At 62.2% G+C, this 14956-nt stretch carries 12 protein-coding genes and 4 pseudogenes; 11 read left to right on the top strand and 5 right to left on the bottom strand.

The window, feature by feature from the left end:
• Positions 1–170: transposase (locus tag ACWCQK_RS40290; RefSeq protein WP_451161300.1), on the bottom strand; the 170-nt coding region annotated here is incomplete at its 3' end.
• Between ACWCQK_RS40290 and ACWCQK_RS40285 the strand changes: the two genes are divergently transcribed.
• The 9 genes and pseudogenes from ACWCQK_RS40285 to ACWCQK_RS40245 all read left to right on the top strand — a co-directional run bounded on the left by ACWCQK_RS40285 (position 95) and on the right by ACWCQK_RS40245 (position 10139).
• Entirely contained in the window at positions 95–724 is a 630-nt protein-coding gene (locus ACWCQK_RS40285; protein ID WP_451163967.1) for a Mu transposase domain-containing protein, read from the top strand. The two genes, ACWCQK_RS40290 and ACWCQK_RS40285, sit on opposite strands and share 76 nt — an antisense overlap.
• Positions 721–1491 (top strand): IS21-like element helper ATPase IstB, encoded by a 771-nt coding sequence (gene istB, locus ACWCQK_RS40280; protein WP_451163966.1) that lies wholly within the window; start codon positions 721–723, stop codon positions 1489–1491. The genes ACWCQK_RS40285 and istB overlap by 4 nt, the downstream gene beginning before the upstream one ends.
• Before the next feature lie 147 nt (positions 1492–1638).
• Positions 1639–3219, top strand: a complete 1581-nt coding sequence (locus ACWCQK_RS40275; RefSeq protein ID WP_451163964.1) for an ISL3 family transposase — start codon at positions 1639–1641, stop codon at positions 3217–3219.
• A 74-nt stretch (positions 3220–3293) separates the two neighbouring features.
• Positions 3294–3519: pseudogene (locus ACWCQK_RS40270) on the top strand (hypothetical protein); the annotation flags it as partial.
• Positions 3520–3695: 176 nt separating this feature from the next.
• Positions 3696–4117 (top strand): annotated as a pseudogene (locus tag ACWCQK_RS40265) (ISL3 family transposase); the annotation flags it as partial.
• Between the two features lie 721 nt (positions 4118–4838).
• Positions 4839–7364: a LuxR C-terminal-related transcriptional regulator gene (locus ACWCQK_RS40260; protein ID WP_451163962.1), complete on the top strand. Its 2526-nt coding sequence runs from the start codon at positions 4839–4841 to the stop codon at positions 7362–7364.
• Between the two features lie 505 nt (positions 7365–7869).
• Positions 7870–8098, top strand: a pseudogene (locus tag ACWCQK_RS40255) (IS630 family transposase); the annotation flags it as partial.
• Positions 8099–8322: 224 nt separating this feature from the next.
• Positions 8323–8520 (top strand): annotated as a pseudogene (locus tag ACWCQK_RS40250) (IS1380 family transposase); the annotation flags it as partial.
• A 245-nt stretch (positions 8521–8765) separates the two neighbouring features.
• The gene (locus tag ACWCQK_RS40245; RefSeq protein WP_451163960.1) at positions 8766–10139 is read left to right on the top strand and encodes an NAD(P)/FAD-dependent oxidoreductase; all 1374 of its coding nucleotides are present in this window, start codon (positions 8766–8768) and stop codon (positions 10137–10139) included.
• A gap of 723 nt (positions 10140–10862) precedes the next feature.
• Here ACWCQK_RS40245 and ACWCQK_RS40240 read toward each other — a convergent pair.
• Complete coding sequence (locus ACWCQK_RS40240) at positions 10863–11210, bottom strand: MafI family immunity protein (RefSeq protein ID WP_451163958.1); 348 nt, start codon at positions 11208–11210, stop codon at positions 10863–10865.
• Positions 11211–11241: 31 nt separating this feature from the next.
• Complete coding sequence (locus ACWCQK_RS40235) at positions 11242–12360, bottom strand: IS630 family transposase (RefSeq protein WP_451163956.1); 1119 nt, start codon at positions 12358–12360, stop codon at positions 11242–11244.
• Between the two features lie 110 nt (positions 12361–12470).
• Here ACWCQK_RS40235 and ACWCQK_RS40230 point away from each other — a divergent pair, with 110 nt between their 5' ends.
• Positions 12471–12851 carry a reverse transcriptase domain-containing protein gene (locus ACWCQK_RS40230; protein ID WP_451163954.1) on the top strand — a complete coding sequence of 127 codons (381 nt, stop codon included), beginning with the start codon at positions 12471–12473 and terminating at the stop codon, positions 12849–12851.
• 108 nt (positions 12852–12959) lie between these two features.
• The gene (locus ACWCQK_RS40225; RefSeq protein ID WP_451163952.1) at positions 12960–13139 is read left to right on the top strand and encodes a hypothetical protein; all 180 of its coding nucleotides are present in this window, start codon (positions 12960–12962) and stop codon (positions 13137–13139) included.
• 47 nt (positions 13140–13186) lie between these two features.
• Here ACWCQK_RS40225 and ACWCQK_RS40220 read toward each other — a convergent pair whose 3' ends face one another.
• The gene (locus tag ACWCQK_RS40220; protein ID WP_451163950.1) at positions 13187–13945 is read right to left on the bottom strand and encodes a transposase; all 759 of its coding nucleotides are present in this window, start codon (positions 13943–13945) and stop codon (positions 13187–13189) included.
• Positions 13946–14607: 662 nt separating this feature from the next.
• Positions 14608–14956 (bottom strand): transposase (locus tag ACWCQK_RS40215; RefSeq protein ID WP_451163948.1); only part of this gene is annotated, 349 nt, incomplete at its 5' end.

The following is a 14956-nucleotide window of genomic DNA, read 5'->3' as shown; positions in this document are numbered from 1 at the left end:
CCGAGCCGGGCGGCCATCGGCTCGACCGACTTACGCTGCCCGTCGGTCAGCAGTCCCCGCAGATAGACCTGCCCCCACCGGCGCTGATCCTTGCGTGCAAACGGCTCGAACACCTCCGCCGCGAACGCCTCCAACTCACCACGCACCACAGCAATCTCGTCCGGAGTCACACACTCTCAACGCCACACCGGGCCAGGAAGACACGCACCACCACAACCAACCTGACCAAGCCCTACTACGGCCGCTGCCGACAACTGCGTATCTGGTCACGCAACGGCATCTGCGGCATGTCGGCAAAGACTGCTTGGTCGCCTTCGACGCGAACCTCTACTCGGTCCCCGCCCGCAAGATCCGTCCTCGCCAGCTGGTTGAGGTTCGGGCGACGAAGTCCCAGGTCACACTGCACTCCATCAACGCCGAAGGGAACGGTCAGACGTTGCTGGCCGTCCACCCGAGGGCGGTCGGCCGAGGCGCCCGCGTCGTGGACGAGACCCACCGGGAGGGCCTTCCCACCGGCTCCGGCCGCCGCGTCACCACCGGGGACGATCTACCTTCACCCCGCCGCGGCCGGCCCCTGGGGGCAGCGGATGGTCCACTGCAGGCTCTGTTGAACCGGGCCGCAGCCGCACACGTCGAGGTCGGCCGCCGTCCGCTGTCGGTCTATGACGAGCTGACCGGCACCCGTCCCTTCACCACCAACGCAGCGACGATGGAAGTCCGTTGAGCGAGTTGACCAGCAACCGCATCCGTGCCACAGCCGCCAAGCTCGGCCTGCCGCACCTGGCCGAAGCCCTCAATCAGTACATCCAGCGGGCGGACGAGGCAAAGATGGGCTACCTCGAGCTCATCGACCTGATGCTGGCCGAGGAACTCGCGGTCCGGGATGACCGCCGTTTCCGCAACGGACTCAGGCTGTCGAAGCTGCCGCACCACAAGACGTTGGAGGAATACGACTTCGCCTTCCAGCCCGACCTCGACCCGCGCAAGGTCAAAGACCTGGCCACTCTTTCCTTCGTCGAGGACAAGGCCAACGTCGCTCTGCTCGGGCCGCCCGGGGTCGGCAAGACGCACCTCGCTGTCGCCCTCGCAGTTGCGGCCTGCCGGGCCGGCTACTCGATCTACTTCACCAGCCTCGACGACATGGTCCGCCACCTCAAGGCCGCTGAGGAGCATGGGCGGTTGATGAGCAAGCTCACCAGCTACCTCCGGCCTGCCGTCCTCGTGGTGGACGAAGTGGGCTACCAGCCTCTGGAACGAGCCGAGGCGAACCTGGTCTTCCAGGTCATCTCCAAGCGTTACGAGAAGGGATCCATCATCCTGACCTCGAACAAGACTTTCAGTGAATGGGGACAGGTGTTCGGTGACGAGGTCCTGGCCACCGCGATCCTCGACCGCCTCCTGCACCACTGCGAAGTCGTCTCGATCAACGGCAACAGCTACCGGCTCAAGAACCGCCTCCAGGCCATCGAACGAGACACCGAAGTGGCCTGAGTGGTGGTGCACCCAACTTCGTACACGGTGGTGCACTCAGACGGCCCTGGCAAGATTTCCGTGAAGCCGGTATGTGCCACCGTGCGCCGGTGACGCTCCGTCACGGGTAGCGGCACTATCGCCAAGTGTGATGACCTCGTACGGATCATGTCTCCGCACCTCGATGCGGTGCGGGTGGAGCGAGTGTGGGTGAAAGGCGGTGCGGTCCGCATTGCGGCCTGCACGCGCGAGTCGACGGTGGCGTGTCCGGACTGCGGTCACGGTTCTGCGCGGGTACACAGTCGCTACTGCCGCACGTTGGCCGATGTCGCTGTCGGTGGGCGCCCGATACTGATCGGACTGTCTGTGCGGCGGCTGTTCTGCGACAGCCCGGGCTGCCGTCGGCGGACTTTCGCCGAGCAGGTCGAGGGTCTGACGGTGCGCTACCGGCGCCGCAGCCCGCTGCTGCAGCACCTGGTCGAGATGGCCAGGGTGCTCCTCGCCGGCCGGGGCGGCGCCCGGCTGCTGCAGATTCTGCAGGTGCCGCTGTCGCGGACCAGTGTGTTGTTCCACTTGATGCGCGTGCCACTTCCGTCGACAGCGACCCCGCGGGTGCTGGGTGTGGACGACTTTGCACTATATGCGGACGTCTACGGAACCCTGCTGGTGGATACCGACACCCGGCTGCCGATCGACCTGTGGGCGGGCCGCGACGCCGGGCAGTTGGCCGCCTGGCTGCGGACATACCCCGGGGTCGAGGTGGTCTGCCGGGACGGTTCACTCGTCTACCGGCAGGGCATCACCGACGGCGCCCCGGACGCGGTGCAGGTCAGCGACCGTTTCCACCTGTGGCAGGGGCTGTCGAGGCGGGTCTCGGACATCGCCGCCGCCCACCATGGCTGTCTGCCTGCCGCAGTGCCCCCACCCGAGCCGACACTGTCCTCGGCCAACCCGGCGGAGCTGCCCGATGAGGCCGACACCCCCGCCCGCCGCCACGCGAAGCGGCTGTTCGAGACGGTGCACGCGGTCACCGATACCGGTCGCTCGCTGCATACCGCAGCCCGCGAACTGGGCCTCAACCGTCGCACCGTAGGCAAATACGCCCGAGCAGCCACCTGGCAGGAATGCGTACGACGCAGCCCGCCCCGCCGGCCGACCAGTCTCGACCCCTACCTGGACTACCTGCGGCAACGCTGGGAGGAAGGCGAGCACACCGCAACCGTGCTGCACCAGGAGATCGTCGCCAAGGGCTACCGCGGTCACTACCAGCGGGTCAAAACGGCCATCGCGCCGCTGCGTCGCGGCCTTCCGATCGACACGCCACGCGAGCGTCCACCCTCGCCCCGCCAGGCCACCCGATGGATCACCACCGCGCCGTCCCGCCGCAGCCTGCACGCAGCCGATGCACTCCAGAGGCTGTTCCAGCACTGCCCTGAACTGGACCGCACCCATGATCTGGTGCGTCAGTTCGCCGCCATGCTCGACGCCCGCGACGCCGCCCCGCTGCCGGGCTGGCTCGAGCACCTTGCCGCCGCTCACCTCCCGCCCCTGGCCAGCCTGGCCCACGCCATCCACGAGGACCAGCCCGCGGTCGTCCAGGGCATCACCACCCCGTTCAGCTCCGGCGTCAACGAAGGCCGCATCACCGACCTAAAACTCCAGAAACGGATCATGGCCGGACGTGCAGGGGTGCCGCTGCTACGCCAGCGCGTCATCCTCATGGCCCTGCTCCGACGCCACTACCCGTGACGGAGCGTCACCGGCGCACGGTGGCACATACCGGCTTCACGGAAATCTTGCCAGGGCCACTCAGACAAGTACGCGGACAAGAGAGGGCGACCGGCCGAACCCCGCCAGCCCCAGCAGCCTTGCTGGCCCAAGGCATTACGCGCCATCCGTTCCTGGCTCACCCCAGCCGTCGCCCTCAGCAGGTGGTAGCGAGCCTGGACGGACACAACCCCCACTCTCCGAGCTCCAGACCCTGATCGACGCAGTCACCACCGGACACGGCATCGACCTCTACCGGCGGATTTAACGAACTACCGGTAACGCCGTCAGCACTGCCCGATCCCGCCGTCCCGCCAAGGTCTCCGGGTTCAATCCGGACAGGCGTGCGGACACCTGCTGCAATTCCAGTCCGCGGGGCAGAGAATCAAGCCGCCAACCCGCCACGGCGGGAACCGCTCCGGTCAGCGGCGCCGTGATCCAGCCGTCCACATGCAGGTATCCAGATCCAGGGCTACCTCGGACGAACCCCCAGGCGGTGCGACTCTATCTCCGCCCGCTTCGCACCGGCATCGGCTCCATCCGGTTGCCAGCCCGCCTCGGTGCTCAAACCTCAGCAGGTCACCAACTGGATCATGTGGAACCCCCAGCGCTTGCGCGACGACGAAGAACGCCAGCTGGATGCAGTCTCGGCCGGTGCCCAGAGTTGCTTTCCGGCCGCAGCCACGTGCATGCCTTCGTGCGCATAGTCTGCGACCTCGGCGGACACAGTCCGCCAGCATGGACGGACGCCGTCCACGCCGACGACCTGGCCGCCCTGCACGCCCTCGCCGACGGCCTCCGGCGTGATCACCAGGCTGTCACCGCGAGTCTTACGCTGCCCTGGAGTTCCGGCCCTGTCAAAGGCCATGTCAACCGGATCGTTCTCTGGAATCAGCGATGTCAAACCGTGGGGCTTGTGCATCACGCCCACAACGACAACCCGGACACGGGTCAGCCACATGGTCACCCAGGCAGGTTAAAGCCATAATGGACATTTCACCATAAATAATCATTTGACGGCACTGAGATGTGTGGACATGGAGCAATCGAAGTAGCCGCCGAGGTGAGTAGATGAGCAGCGTCTACTCACCCTGCATTTCAGTGCCCGGACTAGCCTTTGACTGCAATGCGACTGATCGTTTTCAGGGCGCCGATATTCCAACTACCCGGGCGACTGGCGCCACCTAAGCACGGGAATGCATTCAAATTGAAGGATAGGGATGACATCATGGGAAACTGCCCGACCCGAAAGCACACCTTATGCAGATGCGACTCGACCACCAACACAACAACCAATCTATTCCTTGATATTATTGATAATAATTACACCATATTCGAGGAAAGGAGACTCGCAAAGCTGGCCCAGATAACGCATCCACATGAAATACCTCGCTCGGAATCCACTCGAGAGAAACGTGACCTGGAGTGAAACAGCGGTGTTTCGCCAGTTGAAATCCGCAGCTAGCGCGATGATTGCAGGATCTATGCTCGCACTGCCCGTTGAATGGACAGTGCATATTTGCATGCTAGTAACTTCCCTGGCTCACTGTAGGTTATACAATCGGGGGCACTCCATCATGCCGCAAGATCGCCATTCTTTCATGGTGCAGCACAAGACTATTCCTGCAGGAATCCATAATTTGATCCAAATCGTAGGACGTGAGCAAGAGCTCGAAGTAGCACGATCTGTCATACGCGCTCCGCATGGATACAAAGGGCTGCTCATCGCGGGATCAACAGGCACAGGAAAAACGCGAATAGCACAGGAAATCGCAACGCGATTCCACGGCAATGGCACCTTCTTTATCACTCCGCAAAATTGGAAGAATTACGAAACTATCCAGGCTTTAAAGAGGCATCTTGACTCATCAAAAAGGGGTGACGCTCTGGTTGTGCTGGACGACGCTCATCAGCTCCCTCACTCAATTCCGAGTGAGCTGTTTTCTCGCATCCGCGCATACGGTGTCCCGTCAATATTTGTAGTCAACGTCGATGAGACTCCCCACGATGAAATCACCACACTGTGGAAGAATCGACAATTAGAGCGAATCGACGTTCTCCCGCTAACTGCAACGGCAGGGAGACGGCTAGCCAGCCTGATGGCCGACTTTAATCTGAATGTTAGCGACGCGGCGCGACTGGCAAAGCTGGCCGCCGGCAATCCGCTTCTTCTGAGAGAAATTGTAACTACTCTCAAAAATAGAAGTGCTCTAGCGGGCCACGACGGAAGGCTTCCCGATGAGATTCCAACGCCGCCTGGCCTTCGTGATCTAATCATTGGTAGGGTTCGGGGCCTCGACGCGATACAAAACAAGGCCCTTGAGACGATTTCCTTGCTGTCTCTAGCTCGGCTTAAGCACTTAGAACAATTATTCAGCCTCGAAGTGTTATTAGAACTTGAGGACCGCGGGCTAATTTCCGTACGGGTCGAGGAAGTCTCGCGAGTTCACGTAGCGAGCCCGCTTATTGCGCACGTAATTCGCAGTCACCTCAACTCCCTTCGCGGAGTCAGTTTGCTACGCGATTGGTGTTCTGTCGTTTCATGGGATGAACTTCAACCAGACGAGCGTCTATCTCTCGCTGAATGGAGTACATCGACCATCGACACGCCACCTCGATCCTGGCTTCTAGAAGCATCGAATATTTCCCTCGCAACTCATGACATTCCTGGCGCTATGCAGATGGCGAGCAAAGCGTGGGAATTTTACAGATCGCCTTCGACGGCGCTCTCCCTTGCCGATGCGCTAGTTGCTGGTGGGGACTTCGCGGCTTTAGAAGTTCTAGCGGATGAGGCTAAACAAGCTTACGGGGCTCAACTCGGAGACCTCTTATTCGTTCATCGAATCCATTCATTAACCCTTAGGGGGTTGCACGGAGAAGCGCTGACTGCAATTGGAGCGATGGCTTCTTCTCCCCTTAAAGCCCTATTGCGTGGATCCCTGGCTCTTCAGTGCGGAAACTTTAAGCAGGCTCTACTGTTCTGCAATGAACTAGATATTGCTGACAGTTCATTACACCGCCTGGAAAGTAAGATCGTGACCGTGAGCGCGCTATGTCATCTAGGGCAGCCCCTTAACGGTCTTGAGATTTTCGATAAATGGTGTCATGACTTTGATTATGTGGATAAAGTACTCAGCATGGAGGGAGTGGATGAGGCACGAGCCTTATGTCTGCAGCAAGATGGACGACTAGCCGAGGCGGAGGCACTGCTAACTCATGAGCGGTTGCGTACCGCACAGTTTCATAATCCACGAGCTGATTTGCGTCGGTCAGTCGCCTTGAGTCTAATTCATCTGGAACAGGGTAGGATTAGAAAGGCGCTTGAGTTGCTTGTTATGGCGCCTGAAGATGGCGCTGCAGTTCACTTGTCAGATTTGGGGGCGGCTCTGTATGCAGTTGCGTTGACTTTACTGCCAATCCGAGAAAGAATCTCTTTCCCTGACCCCGTTTTCAATGTCCCCACCGGCCGCTACATGGCATACCAAGCTATTGCAAGTGCTCGACTTTCCACAGAGAAAGGTGACAGCTCGGCAGCTCTCGAGACGCTCGAGACAGCTCTCGCCGTTTCTGCCGACGAAGAACATTTCGGCGACGTCGCATTAATCGTGCATGAGTTAGCTAGGCTCGGCTACGCAGCCCGAACTAGCCAGTATTGGGAAGTTCCACTTCAGGGCGTGCTCATTCAAGCGCGTCTTTGGTATGCTCAAGCTGTCGCAACAGGGGAACTCACACTGCTGCGACGAGCGGCTAGAGTCTTTTCGGATTGCGGGGCCTTGATGTATGCAGCGGAGTCATTCGCAGAGCTCTGCCGCATACATCAAGAAGCGGGACGGGGACGGTCCGCCACTGCTGCGTCGGTAGAAGCTCGACGCTTGCTGCAGAGTTGCGGGGAAATCGAGACACCGCCCCTCCGGTTCCTGACCAGAGCGGTCGAACTCTCAGACCGCGAACGCACGGTTGCATCTTTAGCTGCTCAAAATCTCTCGGATAGAGAGATATCTCAACTTCTAATGATCTCGCATCGGACAGTCAGTAATACGCTATATCGCGTGTATCAAAAACTTGGTCTACGAGGTCGACGAGAGTTGGGGTCGATTTTTTCGGTCACTCTTTCAGGGTCTCGCTAAGAACTCGCACCGCGATCCTGGTGAGATGTCCCGGTCGGGCGTGACCGGTGCGACGAATCGGCCGGTATTGCGAGTACTCGGCCGTGGATTGTGGACGACGACTTGTGGGCGCTGATTAAGGTGCTGCTGCCGCGTCCCTCAAGAGTCGCGCGGCTCCGGCCAGTGCCAGATCGGCGACTCTGCCTGCTAGACCTCGTGATCCGAAAGGAAGACCGTGCCCGCCGAGGCATCTTCACTGATTGAACCTCTTTCGTCCTGTCTCATAGGATTGAACGAGGGCTGGTCAGGGATGGTGGGGTGGCGAAGCGCCTCGTCGTGGGTGTGGTGATTTCAGTCAACACGCCGACGGCCGGGGGGCTTCGTAGGTTCCGTATCTTCCATGCTCGATGTCCCCCACGAGCTGGTTGAGCATGTTTCCTGGCTCATCAACGTTCGAGAGCGTGAACTCGTCACACGGTGGCGGAAGTTGGGCTGCTTCAAACAAGCTCTGCTCCCGACTGGACCCACCTGCTACTACCTGCCGGCCTAAGCACCGGACCTCAACCCCGTCGAGGGCATCTGGGTCACTCCTGCAACGCGGCAGCCAGGTCAACACCGCCTTCACCGACCCTGACCACCTCATCAGCACGCTTCGACACGGTCTCCGCCAGATCCAGTTCCCCAGCAACCTCATCGACGGATGTCTTGTTGAAATAGGGCTCATATTTACGACATCACGGCGACAACGTCAGTAGACCCGTTAGAGAGGGGAGGGGGAGAACCCGGGCCCCAGTCAGCGAGCTGGCCACAAGCCGCCCGGGCCGTCCAAGGCTTGGCTGACGCCCTGAGCCACGCTGCAACGCTACTGGCGGGCAAGGTCGACGAAGCCACCCCCAGCACTCCAGGAACTCATCGACACCGTCGGCAGCGGCAGACTCATCGATCTCTACTGCCCGGTCTAACAAACCACCATTAGAACGCAGTCGATCTGCTGGCTTGGATTCCCCTGACCGGCCAGGCGCTCTGGGGATCCGCATCGCATGCGGGTTCCGCCTTTTCTCCGCTGCCGGCTACCTGGTCACCACCGGCCGATGCCGACTCCTCCGCCCCTGGCCCTGGACGTTGCGAAGTCACCACTTTTCTCGAAAAGCTCGTGCGCCTACCAAACCTCGGCTGACCAGTGGCTCTCCCGATCCTACTAGAGAACGTTTCAGTCAGCAGTGCAACCCAGTGTCCACCCGAGAAAAGCACTAGAGACCTTGGCCTGCCCAGCATCAGCCATCGTCAACGAAACGAACGTCCGACTCCATCGGCGCCCCTCAAGAAATAGCGAGGATAATCGCAACTCTGCTGGACTTCGGAGAACTTGGGCCGCCAGAATGGGCGTAGCACTTCACTGACTTCTTCATCATCTGGAGAGATATGAGCCTGTCTGCAAGGAACGCTGCGGTGCTCGGCGGCGGGATCGCAGGAATGCTGACCACAGTAGCCCTACTTGGGCACGTCGAGAACGTCGCCATTGTTGAGCGAGACGACCATTGTGGCCCTGCTTTTCGGAAAGGTGTTCCTCAAGCACGCCATCAGCATCTCTTACTGTCCGCCGGTCAACGAGCCCTTGAAACACTGTTGCCAGGTATTGGAGCTGCCCTGGTTGCAGCTGGGGCTCATCGGTTGGAAATGCCACGCGACCTGCTCACCTGTACCCCGTTTGGTTGGCAACGCCGCTACCACGAAGACCGACACGCTGTAATTAGTCTGACTCGTCCCCTCCTCGATCATATCGTTCGTGAACGCGTACTCGCCGAAGCCCGGAAGTCTGTCACTCGCATCGAACTAGTTGAGCACTGTGATGCAGTCGGACTGCTCGGCGATGCTCGCAAGATTGCAGGCGTCCGCGTCCGCCCTCGCGAGGCTCGGGACACCTTCGAACTTGCTTCCAGCCTCGTCATCGATGCTTCCGGTCGCTCGTCCCGCTGCGGCAATTGGCTCGAACAATTGGGATGCAAGACCCCTGAGGAAGAACGGTTCGATACCAAGATGGCATACGCCACTCGGCTGTTCCGCTTACCGGAGCCACCGGATGCCAGCGCTTTCATCCTCGTCCGCCCTGACTGCCCGCGGGGTGGCGCCATGGTTCCTGTAGAGGAAGGCTTGTGGATTGTTACCCAGTGTGGGCTCCCAGGGCACCAGCCAGGCACTGGTGAAACTGAGTTTCTTGACTTCCTGAATAGCCTCGCAGACCCATATATTTACGACGCCGTAAAAAATGCAGAAGCGGTGACTCCGGTCTTCGGTTTCCGAGAGACCGCGAACCGCCGTCGCCACTACGACGCGACCAACTGCCTGCCTGAAGGATTCGCCGTTGTCGCCGACGCCGCCTGCCAGCTAAATCCTATACACGGACAGGGTGTATCAGTCGCCGCACAGGGAATCGTCGCGTTACAGGATGCTATCACCCGTCACGGCACCGGCCCAGGATTCACATCCGCAGCCCAGAACGCCATTTCCCGCTCAGCTGACGAAGCGTGGCTGGCTGCAATTGCCGCCGACCGGCCTTGGATAGCAGACTCTTCCTCCAGTGCCAGCCTTATTGACCGAGTTCAGGGCTGGTACACGGCGCGTCTATACAGTCGCGCTACCGTCGACCCATTCATCGGTAGAGCCACTCGTGATGTCATGTCACTCACTGCTCCGCTACGGAAACTGACATCTCCGGCAATCGCGCTGCGCACCATCTTTCTGCCGCGTAGAACAGGACTACCCACTCCCCCACTACGTGTCGAGAACCGCGGCTGACAGGTTTCACGTGCCGAAGATGACAAGCCACATCTTCTGGTTCCTAATGCTGTTTGCCAGGCTGTGAGAACGGTGGGTCTCACAGCCTCGTGAGGGGATGTGGCTCCTACCTTTGGCTCACTTGCCTTCATAAAAGCCGGCGGGATTCCTCGCACGTAAGGATACTGAACAGCGCGAAGATGTAGAAGATCCGCTGGAGTCGGCGGTTGTCGCACCGTGGCTGGCGACCTCACCGCTGATCTTGCCGGAGTCCCGCGGTACGGTTGCTACGCCGCGGACGCCGGCGAGGCAGTCAGGAGTGCCGAAGAGACTCATATCGCTGACGGTCATGGGGAGAGCCTGGCGCATAGGGAAGGGCGGCAGCGGAATCAAGAAGGCGGAGGCTGCAATGCCGAGAGACGCGCCGCTGAACAGCGGTGCACCGGAGGGCTCCGATGGGGTCTCACCAGCGGTTATCGGGGATGCAGGCCAAACTTCACCGTTGGGCGGCGGCCGACCCTGGCCGCAGGCTCGACGATCTGTTCAACCTCGTGTGCGACTCGGGGACGCTCCTGGCAGCGTTCGAACGGCTCGCGGGAAACGAAGGGGCTAAAACGCCCGGAGTGGACGACCTCACCGCCGTCAACATCCAGCGAGCGATCGGCCCTTGCGGGGTGAGTTCTGCCCGCTGCCGGTGCGCGAACGGGAGATCCCCAAGCCAGGCGGCTCGGGCAAGGTCAGAAGCTAGTGCTCTGACCGGGAAGTTTCGCCGGGTTGGTGGGTCATTCGCGCTTGGAGGCGGCGGCGGCAGAGGTCGGCAGCTGTGAGGTGGGGCTTGTGCAGCGCGTCGCTGTAGAGCCGCATCTCACGGGCTGCTCGGTCCAGGTGCTGCCAGAAGGCGAGCGGCAGGTCGCGGTCGTCACCGACGTCGACCAGGCAGTCGAAAGCGAGTTCCAACTCGTTGTGGTCCAAGAACTCAAGCGTGGTTGCGAGATCGGTGTCCGGCTGGCCGGCCAGGTGGGCTCGGGCGTCGTCGAGGTGGCCGCGGGTCCGGTTCCAGCTGGCGTGAAGCGCCTCACGATCAACGGTCATGGTGTCAGTGTTGCTGGTGCTGTTTGCCAGGTCACGCGGCTTTCGCCGGCCGTCCGCCCCAGCGGACGCCCTTTTCGCTGCGGATCCGGGCCCGCTCCCTGCGTTGGGCGGCCAGCACGTCGGGATGTCTGGCGTTCTGGTTGCGCCAGCGCAAGTAGGCGTGCAGCGCCCCGGTCTGCACCGGGTGGTTCGGGTGGTGGGAGTTGGCGATGGTGAACTGCCGCAGCGGCCCGAAGTGGGCCTCGATCGGGTTGGCCCAGGACGCGTAGGTCGGAGTGAAGCACAGCTCGACCCCGTTCTTCTTCGCCCAGCTGCGGTTCTTCTCGCCTCGGTGCGCGGACAGATTGTCCAAGATCACGTAAATGGGGGCGCCGTCCGGGCGGGCCGCCCGGATTGACTTCAGCGCGGCCAGGGTGTTCGCGGCGCCCTTCCTGGCCCGGTTGACGCCCCACAGGGTGTCGTCGCCGACCGAGTAGCAGCCGTGGAAGTACCGCACCCCGTGGGTGCGGTGGTAGGTCGCGGGACGGCGCTCGGGGCGACCGGTGGGAGCCCAGCCGGCTCCGGCTGTGGGGCGGATGCCGAGCGGGCCGAACTCGTCGAACGCGAACACGCGGTCCGGGAAGCGTTCCAGCACCTCCTCGATGCGGTCGAGCTTGGCATCGCGCTCAGGGTCGGGCGACTCCTTCCACGTCTTGGTGCGCTGGAAGGTGACGCCACGACGGGTGAGCAGGCACCGTAACGCCTCGCGACCTATGCGGATCAGGCGGCCATGCACTTTCCGCAGGTAGGCGGCGAGTTTACGCCCGGACCAGCGGGTGAACGGCTGGCCCAGCTTGGCCGGGCGAGTGGTGGCCGTCTGGACGACGAAGTCCTCGTCGTCAGGACTGAGCAGGCGGGGACGGCCTCCCGCCCAGCGAGGGTCCAGACAGGCCAGGCCGATCTCGTTGAACTGGTGAATCACGTCCCGGACGGTGTCCTCGTCGGCCTGCACCAGCTTCGCGATCACCGGGACCCGGTTCCCGCCGGCCGAGGCCAGCAGCATCATCGCGCGCCGGTACCGCACCGAACTGGTGCTGCCCCGGCGCACGATCTGCTGCAGCTTCTGCCCCTCTTGGTCGGTCAACCTGCGCACACGGACAGGCTCTGCCACCACACCCCCAGCGGTCGGAACGGATATCACCGCACATCCAACCGCTGGAACCGCCGACCCGGCGAACCTTCCCGGTCAGAGCACTAGGCATTCCGACCATCACCGACCGCGTGGTCCAGGCAGCCCTCAAGCTGGTGTTGGAGCCGATCTTCGAGGCCGACTTCAAGCCGGTCTCCTACGGCTTCCGGCCCCTGCGACGGGCACATGACGCGATCGCCGAGATCCACTTCTACGGCACCCACGGCTACCACTGGATCCTGGACGCGGGCATCGAGGCGTGCTTCGACTCGATCGACCACGTGGCCCTCATGGACCGGGATGCGCGAGCGGTTAAGGACAAGCGCGTGTCGCTGCTGGTCAAGGCGTTCCTCAAGCCGGCGTCCTCACCGAGGGCAACAATCGCGAGGACACTCTCACCGGCACCCCGCAGGGCGGCATCCTCTCCCCGCTGCTGGCGAACATCGCCCTGCCGACGCTCGACGAGCACCTGACCGGACCCTGGGTGCCAGGCGGCGAGATGGCCACCAGTCACCCGCGCAGGCGTCGCCGTTCCGCTGGACATCCGAACGGGGCGAATCATCCGCTATGCGATTGATCTCGTGGTTGTGGTCGACGGCGCACACGACGATGTCGAGGCGCTGCGCGAGGACATCGCCGACGTGTTCGGCGAGCTCGTCGTGGATGGCGTCAGTCCGTCCGCCGACGCTTCACCGATCGCAACGGACGGTGGCAGAGGCTCTCGGCGGACGGGATCGAACCGCTCGACCTCCAGGCGGTGACGGTCACCCGCTACCGCTACAGAGGCAACACGATCCCCGGAACCTCGTCACGCCCCAACCACGCTTGAACGGCAGAGTCCGAGCGTGTGGCCGTCCCGCCAGCGCAGGGCTCCGTCCATGTCCCAGTAGTAGTGGTGGACCCAGACCTGTCGCAGAATTGCCACTTGAGGAAGAAGCCGCAGGTGGGGTGAGGTGTGGGCGGCCCAGGCGGCGGTGAGGATCTTCTGTCCGTCCCGGCCGAACTCCTCGGCCCGGGCGGTCACCGCCGCCGTCCCGCCTGGCAGTTTGCCGATCTCCACCCAGCGCCCGTAACGCCTGGTCCACTCGGGCTCGATCAGCGGAGCCAGCCAGGCGGGGGCGGCCTCGGCCAGTTCCCCCAACGCCGCCCGCAACGTCTCCCCGACCAGCTCCAGGCGGCTGAGGGTACACACCGCGGCCAGCACATGAGTGGCGTCGCTACGCTGTCGGCCCCCGGCCTTGAGCAGGCCTGCCTCCACCAGGCGCTCCAGCATCACCTGTAGCAACTGGTCGGCGGCGCCGTCCTGTTCAGCCAGCCGGGCCCTGAACTCGCACAGCACCAAGTGGTCGAACCCCGGATCCTCCAGCTCAAGGCCGAGGGCATACTTCCAGTCGATCCTGGTGCGGACGGCGTCCGCCGCCGCACGGTCGGACAGGTTCTCCGCGAACTGCTGCACCGACACCAGCGCCAGCCATCCAGGGGACAGCCCCGGCTTGCCGTCGCAGGGATACAGTCCGGCAAACGCGTCGTCCCCGAACAGGACATCAAGCCTGTCCCGGATGAACATGGCCGGTGTGCCCTTAGGACACGCCGCCCGCGCTGTCCGCACCGTCCCCACCGGAACCCGCTGGAAACTCCTCGGCCGTAACGACACTGCCCCCACGCCCCAAGATCCGAAGCCACCCCGCACTCCTCCAGCGAACCATCCGACGGCCCCACCGTCAGCACCCCAGACAAGATCACCAACAGAGTCTGACCATTGTTTTTAGGTCGAACTGAGCACCCTCCCGGGCAGCAGTTGCCGCACCTTCGCCATCCCTCTTAGCAAGGCCAGACCATCGCCTCTGCTGAAGGGGAACGAGTACTGATTGCTTGCGCATCTGCTGCCTCGATCGGGTGGTATGGCTGCAACACCATATGCACGGGGAGGGCGCCATGACTGCAGCCGATCAACTTGTCGCTTGGGGTATTCTCGGGGCCGTTGGAATATTCTTCTTGTGTATGTTTGTGCTGATTTTATGTGGCTTGATCCGAGAGTCGCTCACGAGGAGGAATAGGAGGACGCGCTGATACGGCCAGGGCGCACCCCATTACTGTTTTGGTGCTCCTGCAATAGGGTGCTGGCCTTCGGAGTTGGCATGACTTTCGAAATCCCAACAACCAGTACTGATTTTTGACGCCGCGTTCGATAATCTGGTCTTGTTCGGCATACTGAATGTATACTGAGGATTAATGTGTGATGTCGCCAGGGCTCATGGTGGGGCCGGTGCCGATGAGGCAGCCGGTGATGATGGTGGGCCGGTACTGGATCTGGCGTAGGCCCCGGCGGACTGCGACGACCAGCTGCGTGTAGTCGGCGAAGGCGATGGTGGCCAGGCTGGTGCGTCGCAGGCTGGACCAGATCCCTTCCACGGGGTTGAGGTCCGGTGCATAGGCCGGCAACGGGAACACGGTGAGCCAGTCCCGGGCCGTGGTCCAGGCGCGCATCGCACGGCTGAGGTGCAGGCCGACGTTGTCCCAGACCAGCACGATCGGTCCGCCGAGTGGGGTGTGGGCGGCGGTGAGCAGGTCTCTTAAG

This window comes from Streptomyces sp. NPDC002306, from assembly GCF_053593435.1.
The sequence above is the reverse complement of the archived record's forward strand: the minus strand, read 5'-3'. Positions and strand labels throughout refer to the sequence as shown.

Bases quoted from the DNA above. Each gene is read 5' to 3' on its own strand.
- ACWCQK_RS40240 (WP_451163958.1), bottom strand. From the start codon at position 11,210: ATGACCGTTGATCGTGAGGCGCTTCACGCCAGCTGGAACCGGACCCGC.
- ACWCQK_RS40260 (WP_451163962.1), top strand. From the start codon at position 4,839: ATGGTGCAGCACAAGACTATTCCTGCAGGAATCCATAATTTGATCCAA.
- ACWCQK_RS40220 (WP_451163950.1), bottom strand. From the start codon at position 13,945: ATGTTCATCCGGGACAGGCTTGATGTCCTGTTCGGGGACGACGCGTTT.
- ACWCQK_RS40275 (WP_451163964.1), top strand. From the start codon at position 1,639: ATGTCTCCGCACCTCGATGCGGTGCGGGTGGAGCGAGTGTGGGTGAAA.
- ACWCQK_RS40245 (WP_451163960.1), top strand. From the start codon at position 8,766: ATGAGCCTGTCTGCAAGGAACGCTGCGGTGCTCGGCGGCGGGATCGCA.